Here is a 16,223-nt window from a genome sequence, read left to right on the forward strand (position 1 = left end):
TCTCAGAGAATCTCGGGGACCTACTGCGCAGCGCGCTCGAGGATGAGCTCGCGCACGCGGGCGGCGTCCGCCTGACCCTTCATCGCCTTCATCACCGCGCCGATCACGGCACCGGCCGCCTGCACCTTGCCGTCCTGGATCTTGGCGAGCACATCGGGCTGCGCGGCGAGAGCCTCGTCGATCGCGGCGATGAGCGCGCCGTCGTCGGAGACCACGGCGAGTCCGCGCGCGTCCACGACCTCCTGCGGAGCGCCCTCGCCCGCGATGACGCCCTCCAGCACCTGGCGGGCCAGCTTGTCGGTCAGCGTTCCGGCATCGACGAGCTTCTGCAGCGCGGCCACGTTCTCCGGGCTGATCAGCGATGCCGCGTCCCGCTCCGCCGCGTTCGCGATGCGGCTGATCTCGCCGGTCCACCACTTGCGCGCCGCATCCGGCGAGGTTCCCGCGGCGATGGTCGCCTCGACCTCATCGAGCAGCCCGGCGTTCACGACGCCCTGGAACTCGATGTCGCCGAAGCCCCAGTCCGCCTTCAGGCGGCGCCGCCGCGCGACCGGCTGCTCCGGCAGCTCCGCGCGCAGCGCCTCGACCAGCTCGCGGGCCGGCTGGACCGGAAGCAGGTCGGGCTCCGGGAAGTACCGGTAGTCGTCCGCATCCGACTTCGGACGTCCCGGTGACGTGGTGCCGGTGTCCTCGTGCCAGTGCCGCGTCTCCTGCGTGATGCTGCCGCCGTCGGCGAGGATCGCCGCCTGCCGCTGGATCTCGTAGCGCACCGCGCGCTCCACGGAGCGCATCGAGTTCACGTTCTTGGTCTCGGTGCGGGTGCCGAGCTTCTCCTGGCCGCGGGGGCGGAGCGAGACGTTCGCGTCGCAGCGCAGGTTTCCGCGCTCGAGCCGCGCCTCGGAGATCCCCAGTCCGCGCACGATGTCGCGGATCGTCGCGACGTACGCCTTCGCGATCTCGGGGGCGCGGTGCTCGGCCCCGAAGATCGGCTTGGTGACGATCTCGACGAGCGGCACCCCGGCGCGGTTGTAGTCGACGAGCGAGTACTCCGCGCCCTGGATCCGGCCGGTCGCGCCGCCGAGGTGGGTGAGCTTGCCCGCGTCCTCCTCCATGTGCGCGCGCTCGATGGGGATCGTCACGAGCGTTCCGTCCTCGAGCTCGACCTCGACCGAGCCCTCGAACGCGATCGGCTCGTCGTACTGCGAGATCTGGTAGTTCTTGCCCAGGTCCGGGTAGAAGTAGTTCTTCCGCGCGAACCGGCACGACTCCGCGATCGAGCAGCCGAGCGCGAGCCCCAGGCTGATCGAGGAGCGCACGGCCGTCTCGTTCACGACCGGCAGGGATCCCGGGAGGCCCAGATCCACCGGCGCGATGAGCGTGTTCGGCTCGGCGTCGTGGTTGCGCTCGTTCGCCGGGTTCGGGGCGTCCGAGAACATCTTGGTCTCGGTGTTGAGCTCGACGTGCACCTCGAAGCCGAGCACGGGCTCGAAGAGCTCGAGCGCCTTGTCGTAGTCCATGAGCTTCACGGCGGACATCAGCGGGTTCCTCCCAGCAGGGGTGCGCGGTCGAGCAGCGGCCCGCCCCACGCGTCGACGAGCAGAGTCTCGAGGGCCGCGCCGACGCGGTACAGACGGGCGTCCTCGCGGGCGGGGGCCAGGAACTGGATGCCGACCGGCAGCCCGTCCTCCTCGGCCAGGCCCGACGGGATCGAGATCCCCGGCACGCCGGCGAGGTTGGCCGGGATCGTGGTCAGGTCGTTCAGGTACATCTGCAGCGGATCGCCGATCTTCTCGCCGAGCTTGAACGCGGTGGTCGGGGCGGACGGCGTGGCGATGACGTCGACCTGCGCGAACGCGGCGTCGAAGTCCTGCTGGATGAGGGTGCGCACCTTCTGCGCGCTGCCGTAGTACGCGTCGTAGTACCCGGCCGAGAGGGCGTAGGTGCCGAGGATGATGCGGCGCTTGACCTCGGGCCCGAAGCCGACCTCGCGGGTGAGGGACATGACGTCCTCGACCGTGCCGCCGCCGTCGGGCGTGACGCGCAGGCCGAACCGGACAGAGTCGAACTTCGCCAGGTTGCTCGAGGCCTCGGCCGGGAGGATCAGGTAGTAGGCGGCGACGCCGTACTCGAAGTGCGGGGCGGAGATCTCCACGATCTCGGCGCCCTGCGCCTCCATGAGCTTCAGCGCGGCGTGGAAGGATGCGGCGACTCCCGCCTGGAAGCCCGAGTCCGGCAGCTCCTTCACGACGCCGACCTTCAGCCCCTTGAGCACCTGCCCGGTCGCGCCCTCGCGCGCGGCTGCCGCGAACGACGGCCAGGCGTCGGGAAGCGACGTCGAGTCCTTGGGGTCGTGCCCTCCGATGACGTCGTGGAGCAGACCGGCGTCGAGGACGGTGCGCGACACCGGCCCGACCTGGTCGAGGCTGGACGCGAGGGCGATCGCGCCGTAGCGGCTCACACCGCCGTAGGTGGGCTTGATGCCCACGGTGCCGGTGACGTGCGCCGGCTGACGGATCGAGCCGCCGGTGTCCGAGCCGAGGGCGATCGGCGCCTCGAACGCGGCCACCGCAGCGGCCGAGCCGCCGCCCGAGCCGCCCGGGATCCGGTCGAGGTCCCACGGGTTGTGGGTGGCGCCGTAGGCGGAGAACTCCGTGGAGGATCCCATCGCGAACTCGTCCATGTTGGTCTTGCCGATGCCGACCAGGCCGGCCGCCCGGGCGCGGGCGACCACCGTGGCATCGAACGGCGACCGGTACCCCTCGAGGATCCGGGATCCGCTCGTGGAGGGCTGGTCGGTGGTGACGAGCACGTCCTTGATGGCCAGCGGGACACCCGCGAGTTCGCCGAGCTGCTCGCCCCCGGCGCGGCGGCGATCCACCTCCGCGGCGGCGTCGAGCGCGTGCTCGTTGACGTGGAGGAAGGCGTGCACGTCGCCGTCGACGGCGGCGATGCGGTCGAGGTGCGCCTGGGTCGCCTCGACGCTCGACACCTCTCCGGCGGCGAGCTTGGCGCCGAGCTCGGCGGCGGTCCAGCGGATGATCTCGCTCACTGCTCCTCCCCCAGGATCGCGGTGACGCGGAAGCGGTCGCCGTCCGCGTCGGGCGCGTTCTGCAGCGCCTGCGCGGTCGTGAGGGTCTGGCCCACGACGTCCTCGCGGAAGACATTGTGCATCGCGATCGGGTGGCTCGTGGCGACGACGTCGGGGGTCGCGACCTCGGACACCTTGGCGATGTTGTCGACGATGGCGTCGAGCTGACCGGTCAGCTTCGTCACCTCGTCATCGGAAAGCTGGATGCGCGCGAGCACGCCGAGGTGGCGCACGAGATCAGGGGTGATTTCAGACACCTGGACAGTCTAGCCAGCGGGTGGCGAGCCCCCTGCCGGCCGGCGGCCGCGACGATCAGTCCTGCAGCACGAGCACGAGCGTCGTACCGCCGCACGGCACCGCTCTGGTGCCGCCGGCGACGGCGCCGACCGCACCATCGGCGCGCAGCGCGTCGAGCGCCTGCCGGACCTCGTCGCCGCGCAATAGCGTGCCGGTCACCCGGTGCGAATCGCTCGATGCGACCACGCGTCCTGAGGCGTTCACGACCGTGCCGGTCCCGGTGACGTCGCGCAGGATCGGCAGGATCGCGCGCTCCAGCCGGGATACGTGCACGTCGATGCCGACGACCCCGACCATCCTCCCCGCCTGCTCGACCGGCGCCGTCACCGTGACCGTGTAGTCGTCCGTGCAGAGGTAGTCGACGTAGGGCCCTGTCACGTGCCGCTCGCCGGTGCGCTCCGGCACCCGCCACCACTCCAGCTGCCGGTAGTCGCGGAACTGGTCGGAGTCGGGATCGTCGACCGTGTCCAGGCGGCGCACGCTGCCGCGATCGCCCCTGTCGAGGCCGTGGATCTCGCGCAGCCACCAGGCCAGGTGCCACGGCGCGTCGGCGAGCACGCCCGGCGTCGCGACGAAACCGGCTCCGGTCACGAGTCCGGCCGGAACGGTCAGCGCGGGACGCGCCAAGGCGTCCATGAACGGATCCAGCGTCGCGGCGGCGGGGGCGACGCCCAGGGCCGCGAAGGAGCGGAACTCCTCCTCGACCCCGCGGCGCCACGTGTCCACGAGCGCGAACAGCGGCGCGAACGTGCTCTCGATCCGCGCGGCGATGCGCTCATCATGCTCGGCGACGGTGCCGGTCATCTCCCGCTCCTTCTGTGTGTCGGGTTCCGTGGGTCGGGTCGGGTGTGTAGGGGCGCGTCAGCGCGGCGACGGCGCGGACTGCTCCGCGGACTCCGCCGCCACCTCCAGCCGTGACTTCTCGTCCAGGAGCCACTCGACGCCTGCGGCGATCCGCCGCACCGCGACGGCACGGGCGGCCTCGGTGTCGGCGGCGCCGATCGCGTCCAGCTGGGCGACCCGGGCGGCACGGCTGTGCGCGCGGTTGTCGGGCTCGCGCAGACCCAGCCAGATCAGGGATCCGATCTCGGACTGCAGGCGCAGCTCCTCCCGCACCAGCCGCGGCGACTGGCTGAGCGCGGCCACCTCGAGCTGGAACCGGGCGACGGCGCGCCGCGCCCCGCCCTCGCTGGACAGGTCCTCCTGCTCGACGAGCTCGCGGAGACCGCGCACGTCCTCCTCGCCCGCCCGGTCGGCGGCGAGCTCGGCCGCCATGCCCGCGATCGCCGAGTAGTGCGTCGAGGCGTCGCGCAGCTCGACCCGGCTCAGCGCGCGGATCCGCTCGTCCGTGAAGCGACGCGCCGTCTCGGGATCGAAGGTGACGAAGCTGCCGCCGTCGCGTCCGCGGCGGGTCTGGATGAGGCCGGCGTCGCGCAGCGCCTCGAGCGCCTCGCGTGCGGTCACGACGGCGACGCCGAGGCGGCGGCCGAGCTGCGACTCACTGGGCAGCCGCTCGCCGTCGTGCAGCACGCCGGACGTGATCGCGTCCTGCAGTCGCCGCTCGACGAGCTCGGCGCGGCCGACGTCGGACAGGGGCGCGAAGACGGCGGACCGCGCGGGGTCCACGCCTGCCGACACCTGTGCCACGCCGCTCTCCTCTCGAGGCCGTGACACGACGGTAACACGCGTGTTGACAAAATCCTCTGTTCCCATATGATTCCAAACATCTAGTAACAGAGGATTAGTCCTCGCATCGAAGGGGATGTGATGACCGACAAGCCCGTCGCGATCAGACTCAGCGGACTCACCCGCGCCTTCGGATCCGTCACCGCCGTCGACGGCGTGGATCTGGAGATCGCAGAGGGAGAGTTCTTCTCCATGCTCGGGCCGTCCGGCTCCGGCAAGACCACGGTGCTGCGCCTCATCGCCGGCTTCGAGCAGCCGACCGCCGGCACGGTGGAGCTGTTCGGGGAGGACGTCACGCGCACGCCGCCGTTCGACCGCGACGTGAACACGGTCTTCCAGGACTATGCGCTGTTCCCGCACATGACGGTGCTCGACAACGTGGCCTACGGGCTGCGTGTGCGCGGGGTCGGCAAGAGGGAACGCCGCGAGCGCGCGCGCAGGGCGCTCGCGAGCGTCCGGCTCGAGCATGTGGCGGACCGCAAGCCGAGTCAGCTTTCCGGCGGGCAGCGTCAGCGCGTCGCGCTGGCCCGCGCCACGGTGGTCGAGCCCAAGGTGCTGCTGCTGGACGAGCCGCTGGGCGCGCTGGATCTGAAGCTGCGCGAGCAGATGCAGGTCGAGCTGAAGCAGATCCAGCGCGATCTGGGCATCACGTTCATCTTCGTCACGCACGATCAGGAGGAGGCGCTGACCCTGTCCGACCGCATCGCGGTGTTCAGCGCCGGCCGCATCGAGCAGCTGGGCACGCCGTTCGAGCTCTACGAGCGCCCGGTGTCCCGCTTCGTGGCCGACTTCGTGGGCACCTCGAACCTGTTCGACGACGCGACCAGCGCACGCGTGCTCGGCCGCCAGGGCAACCACTCGCTGCGTCCGGAGAAGCTCCTGGTCGCCGCGGCCCCCTCCGACGAGGCCGGCCGCCGATCGGCCGCAGGTGTGGTCGCCGAGGCGATCTACCTGGGCTCGGGGGTGCGGCTGGTCGTCGACCTCGATGAGGGACCGCGCGTCACGGTGCTCCAGCAGAACATCGGCGGGCACGCGCACGGCGACCACGGGGACCGCGTGTTCGTCTCGTGGCGCGACGCCGACGTCGTCCCGCTGGGCGACGCGCCCCTGGCCGAGCAGAACGACACCCCCTCCCGCACCATCCGTACGGCCGGCATCCGCTGACCGCCCCTCGCACCCGCGAACGCAGAAGAACGAAGGAGTATCCCATGCGCAAGAACGCCCTCCCGGCCCTCGCGGCCCTCGGCCTGACCACGGTCGTGCTCGCCGCCCTCACCGGCTGCGGCACCGCCGGCTCGTCCGGCGGTGGCGGCACCGGTCCCGTCGACAAACTGGGCAAGAACGAGGGCGCGGTCAAGATCCTCGCCTGGCCCGGCTACGTCGAGGACGGCTCGAACGACCCGAAGGTCGACTGGGTCTCGGAGTTCACGAAGAGCACCAAGTGCAAGGTCGAGGCGAAGACCTTCGGGACATCCGACGAGGCGCTCAACCTCATGAAGACCGGCGACTACGACGTGGTGTCGGCATCCGGCGACGCCTCGCTCCGCCTCATCGCCTCGGGCGACGTGGTCGAGGTGAACACGAAGCTCCTGAAGAACTACGACGGCATCTTCCCGTTCCTCAAGGACCGCGCCTGGAACACCGTCGACGGCAAGCACTACGGCGTGCCGCACGGGTACGGCGCCAACCTGCTGATGTACAACACCGAGGCGTTCCCCACCGCGCCGACCTCCTGGGACGTCGTGTTCGACAAGGCCTCGGACCACAGGGGCAAGATCACCGCCTACGACTCCCCTATCTACATCGCCGATGCGGCGGTCTATCTCATGGCGCACAAGCCCGAGCTGAAGATCACGAACCCCTATGCGCTCGATCAGAAGCAGTTCGACGCCGCCGTGTCGCTGCTCAAGGAGCAGCGCCCGAACATCAGCGAGTACTGGGGCGACTACCTCAAGGAGGTGCAGTCGTTCCAGTCCGGTGACAGCGTCGCAGGCACCACGTGGCAGGTGATCCAGAACACGCTCGAGGGCGAAGGCGGCAAGACGGCCGTGGTGCTGCCCGACGAGGGCGCGACCGGCTGGAGCGACACCTGGATGATCTCGTCCAAGGCGAAGAACCCGAACTGCGCCTACGCGTGGCTGGACTACATCTCCAGCCCGAAGGCCAATGCCCAGGCCACCGCGTTCTTCGGCGAGGCCCCCTCCAGCGAGAAGGCCTGCGACTTCCGCGATGACTGCGCCTCGTACCACGCGGGCGACGCCGAGTACGCGAAGAAGATCTGGTACTGGACGACGCCGATCGCGAAGTGCCTGGACGGTCGCACGGATGTGAAGTGCATCGATTACGCCGGGTGGACGACGGCCTGGCAGCAGATCCGCAACTGATCCGATCCGGTCGTCCGGGGCGCGCGCTCCGGACGACCGGGCCCGGTCCCCGAAAGGACTCCTCATGAGCGCCATCGCACCGGCGAAGACGCCGCGGCCGGCCGTCCCGTCCCCGCGCCGCACGCCATCGCGCCGCGGATCCGCCTACCTGTCCGCGCATCCGCGCGCCCGCCTCGCCCTCCTGCTGTCCGCCCCGCTGTTCTGGCTCGCCGCGGTCTACGTCGTGGCCCTCGCGCTGCTGCTGGTCACGGCGTTCTGGACGACGGACACGTACACGGGCCAGATCCGCACCGAGTTCACGGCAGACAACATCGTGACGGTCGTGACCGACGCGTTCTACCAGGGCATCACTCTGCGCACGGTCGGGATCGCCCTGGCCGTCACCGTGATCGACGTGGCGCTCGCCCTGCCGATCGCCTACTTCATGGCGATGGTGGCCTCCCCCGCCCTGCAGCGCGTGCTGGTCGTGCTGGTGCTGACGCCGCTGTGGGCCTCCTACCTCGTCAAGGCGTTCGCCTGGCGGTCGGTGCTGTCCAGCGACGGCATCCTCGAGTGGCTGCTGCGCCCGCTCGGCGGTCACACCCCCGGATACGGGATCGCCGCGACGATCATCACGCTGTCCTATCTGTGGCTGCCCTACGTCATCCTGCCGATCTACGCGGGACTGGAGCGCGTGCCCAGCTCGCTGCTCGAAGCCTCCGGCGACCTCGGCGGGCGCAGCTGGGCCACCCTGCGCCTGGTGGTGTGGCCGATGGCGCTCCCCGCCATCATCGCCGGCACCATCTTCAGCTTCTCGCTCTCCCTCGGCGACTACATCACGATCGGCATCGTCGGCGGCGGCGCCCAGATGCTCGGAACGCTCGTCTACCAGGACATCGGCGCGGCGAACAACCTCCCGCTCGCCGCGGCGATCGCGCTGATCCCCATCGTCATCATCTTCGGCTACCTGTTCCTCGTGCGCCGCACCGGCGCCCTGGACAACCTGTAGGAGGCCTCGTGCGCATCTCCCTCGGCACCAGGGTCACCCTGGGCATCATCACCGCGGTCATCCTCGCGGTCGTCTACGTGCCGCTCCTGGTGGTCCTCGTCAACTCGTTCTCGACCTCGGCGTCGCTCACCTGGCCCCCGCCCGGGTTCACCCTGGAGTGGTGGGGCAGGGCGTTCCGCAGCGACGGCGCGCTCGAGGCGGTCGGCACGAGCGCGCTGGTCGCGCTGATCTCCTCGCTTCTCGCTCTGGCGCTGGGGACCATGCTCTCGTTCGCGCTGCAGCGGTTCGCGTTCTTCGGGCGGAACACCGTCAACCTGCTCGTCATCCTGCCGATCGCGCTTCCCGGCATCATCACCGGCATCGCGCTAAACAACCTGTTCCGCACGATCCTCGGCGTCCCGCTCTCGATCTGGACGGTCATCATCGCGCACACGACGTTCTGCATCGTCACGGTGTTCAACAACGCCGTGGCACGCCTGCGGCGCATGGGCACCTCCCTCGAGGAGGCGTCGAGCGACCTCGGCGCCGGGATCTGGACGACGTTCCGCCTGGTCACGTTCCCGCAGCTCCGCTCGGCGCTGCTCACCGGCGGGCTGCTCGCCTTCGCCCTGTCCTTCGACGAGATCGTCGTGACGACCTTCACCGCCGGATCCGGGGTGCGCACCCTGCCGATGTTCATCATCGACAACGTCGCGCGGCCGAACCAGGCGCCCATCGTCTCGGTGATCGCCGTCGTGCTGGTCGTCGTCTCGATCGTCCCGATCGCGCTCGCGCAGAAGCTGTCCGGAAGCGAGCAGCAACGGCGATGACGGCATCCCCGGGCGGCGCAGTGGGGCGACCCTCGGGGGCGTGCCCGCGCGATCGGCGACGCGGCATAGGCTGAGCACGTGACGACGTTCGTTCCTCCCCGTCCCTGGACCGCCAGCTACGCCGAGGGGGTGCCGGAGGACCTCGCGGAGGTCTCCGGATCCCTCGTCGACATCGTCGAGGCGTCGGCACACGACTACCCGGACGCGGCGGCCCTGCAGTTCTTCGGCCGCACGACGTCGTACCGCGACCTGCAGCAGGCGATCGATCGCGCGGCCGCCGGCCTTGCGGCGCTCGGGGTCAAGGCGGGGGATCCGGTCGCCATCGTGCTGCCGAACTGCCCCCAGCACATCGTCGCGTTCTACGCCGTGCTCCGGCTCGGCGCCGTCGTCGTCGAGCACAACCCGCTGTACACCGCCCGCGAGCTGCGCAAGCAGTTCGAGGACCACGGCGCGAAGCACGCGATCGTGTGGAACAAGGTGGTCGCCACGGTGCAGGAGTTCCCCTCCGACCTCGCCGTCACGAACCTCGTGTCCGTAGACGTGACGCGCGCGATGCCCGCGCTCACCCGCTTCGCCCTGCGCCTGCCGGTGGCGAAGGCCCGCGAGTCCCGGGACGCGCTCACCACCAGGGTGCGCGGCACCGTGCCCTGGGAGTCCGTGGTCGGCCATGCCCCGCTGCGCGCCTCCCACCCCCGCCCCGCGACCGACGACCTGGCGATCATCCAGTACACCTCGGGAACCACGGGCACGCCGAAGGGCGCCTCGCTGACCCACCGCAACCTGCTCGCCAACGCCGCACAGGCGCAGGCGTGGGTGCCCTCCATCACCCGCGGCGACGGGTGCGTCGTGTACGCCGTACTGCCCATGTTCCACGCCTACGGCCTGACCCTGTGCCTGACGTTCGCCATGTCGATGGGCGCACGACTCGTCCTGTTCCCGAAGTTCGACCCGGATCTGGTGCTCGAGGTCACCAAGAAGCGCCCCGCGACCTTCCTCCCCCTGGTGCCGCCGATCGCCGACCGGCTGCTGGCCGCGGCGACGGCGAAGGGCGTGTCGCTCGCGGGGACGGAGATCGCGATCTCCGGCGCGATGGCGCTGCCGCACGAGCTCGTCGTGCCGTTCGAGAAGGCGACCGGCGGCTACCTCGTCGAGGGGTACGGGCTCAGCGAGTGCTCCCCCGTACTCATGGCGAACCCCGTGGCGGGGAACCGCGTCCCCGGCACCGTGGGGCTGCCGCTGCCCGGCACCGAGTGCCGCGTCGTGGATCCCGACGAGCCCACCACCGACGTCGCGCCGGGACAGCCCGGAGAACTGGTCGTGCGCGGACCCCAGGTCTTCGGCGGCTACTACGGCAAGCCCGAGGAGACCGAGGCCGTGTTCGCGGACGGCTGGTTCCGCACCGGCGACATCGTCACGATCGACGACGCCGGCTTCGTGCGGATCGTCGACCGGATCAAGGAGCTGATCATCACCGGCGGGTTCAACGTCGCCCCGACGGAGGTCGAGGGGGCGCTGCGCCAGCACCCCGACGTGGTGGACGCCGCTGTCGTGGGCCTTCCCAGCGACCACTCCGGCGAGGAGGTCGTGGCCGCGATCGTGGTGGATCCGGGCAAGGACGTCGATGTCGAGGCGATCCGGGAGTTCGCGCGCGGCATCCTCACGCCGTACAAGGTGCCGCGGCGCATCTTCGTGGTCGACGAGCTGCCGAAGTCGCTGATCGGCAAGGTCCTGCGGCGTCAGGTCAAGGAGCGCCTGGTCGCCCTGACGTCCGGGAGCTGACGCTCGCCCGGGGTCCCTCCCAGCGGCGGCACCGGCCGGGACGGTACTCTGAGATGTGACTGAAGACGCCGCGACTCACGAAGACGCCCCCGCCGACGCCGAAACGACCCCCGGATTCGAGGAGCTCGGCATCACCGGGCCGGTGCTCGCCGCGATCAAGGCGCTCGGCTACGAGACTCCGTCCGCGATCCAGCGCGAGACGATCCCGCTGCTGCTCGGCGGCCGCGACGTGCTGGGCACCGCGCAGACCGGAACCGGCAAGACCGCCGCGTTCGCCCTCCCGATCCTGGAGAACCTGGATCTGCGTCAGAGCAAGCCGCAGGCGCTCGTGCTCGCCCCCACGCGCGAGCTCGCCCTTCAGGTCGCCGAGGCGTTCGAGGCCTACGCCGCCCAGATGCCCGGCGTGCACCTGCTGCCTGTGTACGGCGGGCAGGGGTACGGCGTCCAGCTGTCCGCCCTGCGCCGCGGCGTGCACATCGTCGTCGGCACGCCCGGTCGCATCATGGACCACCTCGCGAAGGGCACGCTCGACCTGTCCGAGCTGAAGAACCTGGTGCTCGACGAGGCCGACGAGATGCTCAAGATGGGCTTCGCGGAGGACGTGGAGCAGATCCTCGCCCAGACGCCCGAGGACAAGCAGGTGGCCCTGTTCTCGGCCACGATGCCCGCCACGATCCGCCGGCTCGCGCAGCAGTACCTGCACGACCCCGAGGAGATCTCGGTCAAGGCGAAGACCACGACGAACGCCAACATCACGCAGCGCTACCTGGTCGTCTCGTACGCCCAGAAGGTGGATGCCCTCACGAGGATCCTCGAGGTGGAGAACTTCGAGGGGATGATCGTGTTCGTCCGCACCAAGAACGAGACCGAGACGCTCGCCGAGAAGCTCCGCGCCCGCGGGTACTCCGCCGCCGCGATCAACGGCGACATCCCGCAGCCGATGCGCGAGCGCACGGTCGGACAGCTCAAGGACGGCAAGCTCGACATCCTCGTCGCCACCGACGTCGCGGCCCGTGGTCTCGACGTCGAGCGGATCAGCCACGTCGTCAACTTCGACATCCCGACCGACACCGAGTCGTACGTGCACCGCATCGGCCGCACCGGGCGCGCCGGCCGCTCGGGCGACGCGATCAGCTTCATCACCCCGCGCGAGCGGTACCTGCTCAAGCACATCGAGCGCGCCACCCGACAGCAGCCCGCGCAGATGCAGCTGCCCACGACCGAGGACGTGAACAGCACGCGCCTGGCGCGCTTCGACGACGCCATCACCGCGGCGCTGGAGGAGACGGGACGGATCGAGGGATTCCGCGACATCATCGCCCACTACGTGCGCCACCACGACGTGCCCGAGGCCGATGTCGCCGCCGCCCTCGCCGTCGTCGCGCAGGGCGAGACCCCGCTGCTGCTGGATCCCGAGAACGACGCGCTGTCCGCCGCCGTCGCCGCGGACAACCGCCCCCCGCGGACCGACCGCCCGGACCGCGCCGGTGGCCGCGACGCGCGAGACCGCGAACCCCGCACCGAGCGTCGCAGCCGCGGCGATTACACGCCGTACCGCATCGAGGTCGGCCGGCGCCATCGCGTCGAGCCGCGGCAGATCGTCGGCGCGCTGGCGAACGAGGGCGGCCTCGGTCGTGACGACTTCGGCGCGATCACGATCCGCCCGGACTTCTCCATCGTGGAGCTGCCGGCGAACCTCGACTCCTCGGTGCTGGACCGCCTCCGCGACACGCGCATCTCCGGGCGGCTCATCGAGATCCAGCGCGACACCGGGCGCCCGAACCGCGGCCCGCGTCGTGACCGGGATGACCGAGGACGCGACGACCGCGGCTACGGCGACCGCCCGCGTCGTGACGACCGCGGCTACGGCGACCGGCCCCGCCGCGACGACCGTCCCCGGGACGACCGCAGCACGGACGCGCGCCCGCCGCGCAAGCCGCGCCACAAGGACTGAGCCGACCCCGGTCGGTTCGCGGCCCGCGAGCCGACCGGGTCAGGCCGCCAGCACGGGCTTCGTGCGCACGGGCCCGAGCCAGGTCGCGATGAGCACGGCGGTGACCGCGCCGGCGGCCATGATCGCCGCCAGCACCACGATCTGGAACCGTCCGGCCTCCAGCGGGGAGAGCCCGCCGAAGATCGCGCCGACGAACGCTCCGGGGAGCACCACCAGGCCTGTCGTCTTCGTCTGGTCGATCGACGGGATCAGCGCTTCCCGCACAGCTCTGCGAGCCAGGTCGAGCGTCGAGCGGCGCGGCGTCGCGCCGAGCGCGAGCCACCCCTCGACCTCTTCCCAGCGATCCGCGACGGATGCCGTGAAGCGCCGCCCCGCGAGGGTGGCGATGCTCATGGAGTTGCCGATCAGGATCGCCCCGATGGCGAGCAGATAACGGGGCGTCGGCGCGAGCGCCCCGGTGGCGAACACGGTCCCGATCGAGACGACGGCGCCGGCGCCGATCGAGGACGCCATGACGGCGACCATGTGGCGGCCGCCGCCGGTGCGGCGCACGGCGACCCCCGTCGCGATGCCGAACATCACCAGCAGCGCCACGCCGATCCAGGCCGGCTGCGCGACGATGCCGGTCAGGATCATGCTGATCACGGCGAGCTGCACCGCTCCGCGCAGGATCGCGAAGGCGGGCGTCCACCGACCCGGCGTCCGGAACAGCGCGAGCGCGACCGTCGCGATCGCGGCCAGCACCAGCACGCCGACGATGGTCGGCAGCAGATCGACTCCGCTCGTCATGGCATCCCTCTCTTCGGCCACTCTAGGCGGCCCGCAGCGCCCAGGACCGGGGATCCACGACGCACGACCGCGGCGTCAGCGCCCGTGCCCCTCCGGGCTCAGCCGAGCGCCGCAGGCCCCTCCGTCACGAGCAGGTGGAACTGCGCGGCGTCGAGGACCCGCACCCCGAGCTCCTCGGCCTTGGCGAGCTTGGACCCCGCCCCCGGGCCGGCGGCGACGAAGTCGGTCTTCTTGGAGACGCTCGAGGCCGCCTTGCCGCCGGCCTTGATGATCGCCTCCTGCGCGCCCTCGCGCGTGTACCCGTCGAGGGAGCCCGTCGCCACGACGGTGAGCCCGTCCAGCACACCGCCCTCCGACACGGCGGCCCCCGGGCCGGGATGGCCGGGCGTCGCCCACTGCACCCCGGCGTCCGCCCAGCGCCGCACGATCTCCTGGTGCCAGTCGACCGTGAACCAGTCCAGCAGCGAGTCGGCGATGATCCCGCCGACCCCCTCGACCGCGGCGAGCTCCTCACGCGACGCGGCGCGGATCGCGTCGAGCGAGCCGAACCACTGCGCGAGCGCGCGCGCCGCGACCGGTCCGACGTGCCGGATGTTCAGGGCGACGAGCAGCCGCCACAGCTCCTTGGTCTTCGCCTTCTCCAGCTCCGCCAGCAGCTTGACCGCCTGCGAGGACGGCTGCGGCGCCGTGATCCCGTCCTTCTTCTCCGCTGCCGTGGCGTTGCGCCGGAACGGGGCCCGGGTCTTCACGATCCCGTCCTCGTCCTCCTTCGGCAGCCCGGTCTCGGCGTCGCGAACGACGACCTCGATGGGCACGAGCTGATCGAGGGAGAGCGTGAACAGCCCGGCCTCGGTCTCCAGGGGCGGCACCGCGGGGTGGCTGGGCTGCGTCAGAGCCGCGGCCGTCACCTCGCCGAGCGCTTCCACGTCCAGGGCGCCGCGCGAGCCGATGTGCTCGACCCGACCGCGCACCTGCGCGGGGCACGAGCGCGTGTTGGGGCAGCGCAGATCGATGTCGCCCTCCTTGGCGGGCGCGAGGATCGACCCGCACTCCGGGCAGCGCTCGGGCATCACGAACTCGCGCTCGGTGCCGTCACGGCGTTCGACCACGGGGCCGAGCACCTCCGGGATCACGTCGCCGGCCTTGCGCAGCACGACGGTGTCGCCGATGAGCACGCCCTTCGCCTTGACCACGTCCTTGTTGTGCAGCGTGGCCTGCCGCACCACGGATCCGGCGACGTGCGCGGGCGCCATCACGGCGAACGGGGTGGCGCGCCCCGTCCGGCCGACCGAGACGACGATGTCGAGGAGGGTGGTCTGCACCTCCTCCGGCGGGTACTTGTAGGCGATCGCCCAGCGCGGCGCGCGGCTGGTGGCACCGAGCTCGTCGTGAAGCTCGAGCTCGTCGACCTTGACCACGATGCCGTCGAGCTCGTGCTCGATGTCGTGGCGATGCTCGCCGAAGTACGCGACGAACTCGGCGACCTCGTCGATCGAGGAGCACACCCGCGTGTGCGGGCTCGTGGGCAGACCCCACTCGGCCAGCAGGTCGTACACCTGGCTCTGCGCCGCGACCGGCGGATCCTGCCAGGCGCCGATGCCGTGCACGTACAGCGCGAGCGAGTCGACGCGGAGCAGTCCCGCCTCGAGCTCCATGCCGTCCTTCTTGTCGAGCTGCTGACGCAGGCCTCCGCTCGCCGCGTTGCGCGGGTTCGCGAACGACGGGAAGCGGCGCGCCGCGGCCGTGCGGGCCTTCTCCTCGTCGAACGGCTTCTTGGCCCCGCCCCGCGCCTGCCAGCGCTCCAGGGCCTCGGCGTACGCGCGGTCCCGGAAGGCGGCCTGCGCGGCGTTCAGGCGCTCGAAGGCGGCGACCGGGATGAACACCTCTCCGCGCACCTCGACGATCGGCGGGTGGCCGGATCCGCTCAGGCGCTCGGGGATGCCGGCGACGCGCAGCGCGTTCTCGGTGACGATCTCGCCGACGCGCCCGTCGCCGCGGGTCGCCGCGGACGTGAGCACGCCGTTCTCGTAACGGAGGTTGATCGCGAGCCCGTCGATCTTGAGCTCGGTGAGCCAGGCCACCTCGCGGCCCGCGGCGGCGCGGGTCTTGGCGGCCCACTCCCGCAGCTCCTCGATCGAGAACACGTTGTCGAGGCTGAGCATGCGCTCGGCGTGCTCGATGGTCTGCAGGCCCGTCGCCTCGGCCGCGCCCACCATCTGGGTCGGCGAGTCCTGCCCCTGGAGCTCGGGGTGCAGTCGCTCGAGCTCTTCGAGCCGGTGCATCCAGCCGTCGTACGTCGCGTCGTCCACGAGAGACGTGTCGCGCCCGTAGTACGCGTCCTTCGCCTCGAGGATGCGGGTGGTCAGCTCCTCCGCCTCGGCGCGGGCGGCTTCCAACGAGATGTTCTCCGGCACCTCTGAAGTCTACGAGCGGGCGGCGACATCCACCC

13 protein-coding genes are annotated in these 16,223 nt (G+C 71.1%); 6 read left to right on the forward strand and 7 right to left on the reverse strand.

Features of this window, described 5'->3' with window-relative positions; all coding sequences use genetic code 11:
• Nucleotides 1-20: 20 nt before the first annotated feature.
• From gatB to NFX31_RS09680, 5 genes are read right to left on the reverse strand one after another with little or no spacing between them, the layout of a single operon-like run.
• Complete coding sequence (gene gatB, locus NFX31_RS09660; RefSeq protein ID WP_045250049.1) at nt 21-1,535, reverse strand: Asp-tRNA(Asn)/Glu-tRNA(Gln) amidotransferase subunit GatB; 1,515 nt, start codon at nt 1,533-1,535, stop codon at nt 21-23.
• Complete coding sequence (gatA, locus tag NFX31_RS09665) at nt 1,535-3,049, reverse strand: Asp-tRNA(Asn)/Glu-tRNA(Gln) amidotransferase subunit GatA (RefSeq protein WP_045250048.1); 1,515 nt, start codon at nt 3,047-3,049, stop codon at nt 1,535-1,537. Before gatA ends, gatB begins: the two co-directional genes overlap by 1 nt.
• Entirely contained in the window at nt 3,046-3,345 is a 300-nt protein-coding gene (gene gatC, locus NFX31_RS09670; protein WP_045250047.1) for an Asp-tRNA(Asn)/Glu-tRNA(Gln) amidotransferase subunit GatC, read from the reverse strand. The genes gatA and gatC overlap by 4 nt, the downstream gene beginning before the upstream one ends.
• 55 nt (nt 3,346-3,400) lie before the next feature.
• Nucleotides 3,401-4,189: a cache domain-containing protein gene (locus NFX31_RS09675; protein WP_052674233.1), complete on the reverse strand. Its 789-nt coding sequence runs from the start codon at nt 4,187-4,189 to the stop codon at nt 3,401-3,403.
• A 57-nt stretch (nt 4,190-4,246) separates the two neighbouring features.
• Nucleotides 4,247-5,032, reverse strand: coding sequence for a FadR/GntR family transcriptional regulator (locus NFX31_RS09680; RefSeq protein WP_045250046.1), 786 nt, complete (start codon nt 5,030-5,032; stop codon nt 4,247-4,249).
• 120 nt (nt 5,033-5,152) lie between these two features.
• On the opposite strand from NFX31_RS09680, the gene NFX31_RS09685 reads away from it, so the two are divergent.
• The 6 genes from NFX31_RS09685 to NFX31_RS09710 all read left to right on the forward strand — a co-directional run bounded on the left by NFX31_RS09685 (nt 5,153) and on the right by NFX31_RS09710 (nt 12,985).
• On the forward strand, nt 5,153-6,235 hold the full coding sequence (locus NFX31_RS09685) for an ABC transporter ATP-binding protein (RefSeq protein ID WP_052674232.1): 1,083 nt from the start codon (nt 5,153-5,155) through the stop codon (nt 6,233-6,235).
• A 44-nt stretch (nt 6,236-6,279) separates the two neighbouring features.
• Nucleotides 6,280-7,455: an ABC transporter substrate-binding protein gene (locus NFX31_RS09690; RefSeq protein WP_262955578.1), complete on the forward strand. Its 1,176-nt coding sequence runs from the start codon at nt 6,280-6,282 to the stop codon at nt 7,453-7,455.
• Nucleotides 7,456-7,519: 64 nt separating this feature from the next.
• Nucleotides 7,520-8,443 carry an ABC transporter permease gene (locus NFX31_RS09695; protein WP_091476814.1) on the forward strand — a complete coding sequence of 308 codons (924 nt, stop codon included), beginning with the start codon at nt 7,520-7,522 and terminating at the stop codon, nt 8,441-8,443.
• A gap of 8 nt (nt 8,444-8,451) precedes the next feature.
• Nucleotides 8,452-9,252: an ABC transporter permease gene (locus tag NFX31_RS09700; RefSeq protein ID WP_045250043.1), complete on the forward strand. Its 801-nt coding sequence runs from the start codon at nt 8,452-8,454 to the stop codon at nt 9,250-9,252.
• Nucleotides 9,253-9,330: 78 nt separating this feature from the next.
• Nucleotides 9,331-11,031, forward strand: coding sequence for a long-chain-fatty-acid--CoA ligase (locus NFX31_RS09705; protein WP_262955579.1), 1,701 nt, complete (start codon nt 9,331-9,333; stop codon nt 11,029-11,031).
• A 55-nt stretch (nt 11,032-11,086) separates the two neighbouring features.
• Entirely contained in the window at nt 11,087-12,985 is a 1,899-nt protein-coding gene (locus NFX31_RS09710; RefSeq protein ID WP_045250347.1) for a DEAD/DEAH box helicase, read from the forward strand.
• A 39-nt stretch (nt 12,986-13,024) separates the two neighbouring features.
• Here NFX31_RS09710 and NFX31_RS09715 read toward each other — a convergent pair whose 3' ends face one another.
• Complete coding sequence (locus NFX31_RS09715) at nt 13,025-13,774, reverse strand: ABC transporter permease (protein ID WP_262955580.1); 750 nt, start codon at nt 13,772-13,774, stop codon at nt 13,025-13,027.
• Nucleotides 13,775-13,872: 98 nt separating this feature from the next.
• Nucleotides 13,873-16,188 (reverse strand): NAD-dependent DNA ligase LigA, encoded by a 2,316-nt coding sequence (gene ligA / locus NFX31_RS09720; RefSeq protein WP_262955581.1) that lies wholly within the window; start codon nt 16,186-16,188, stop codon nt 13,873-13,875.
• Nucleotides 16,189-16,223 lie beyond the last annotated feature (35 nt).

It is taken from the genome of Microbacterium azadirachtae (assembly GCF_025583665.1).
GTDB lineage: Bacteria > Actinomycetota > Actinomycetes > Actinomycetales > Microbacteriaceae > Microbacterium > Microbacterium azadirachtae.

What these genes read in the sequence shown, in the direction of transcription:
- NFX31_RS09715 (WP_262955580.1), bottom strand. Translation starts at nt 13,774, where the DNA reads ATGACGAGCGGAGTCGATCTGCTGCCGACCATCGTCGGCGTGCTGGTG.
- NFX31_RS09695 (WP_091476814.1), top strand. Translation starts at nt 7,520, where the DNA reads ATGAGCGCCATCGCACCGGCGAAGACGCCGCGGCCGGCCGTCCCGTCC.
- NFX31_RS09685 (WP_052674232.1), top strand. Translation starts at nt 5,153, where the DNA reads ATGACCGACAAGCCCGTCGCGATCAGACTCAGCGGACTCACCCGCGCC.
- NFX31_RS09690 (WP_262955578.1), top strand. Translation starts at nt 6,280, where the DNA reads ATGCGCAAGAACGCCCTCCCGGCCCTCGCGGCCCTCGGCCTGACCACG.
- NFX31_RS09675 (WP_052674233.1), bottom strand. Translation starts at nt 4,189, where the DNA reads ATGACCGGCACCGTCGCCGAGCATGATGAGCGCATCGCCGCGCGGATC.
- gatB (WP_045250049.1), bottom strand. Translation starts at nt 1,535, where the DNA reads ATGTCCGCCGTGAAGCTCATGGACTACGACAAGGCGCTCGAGCTCTTC.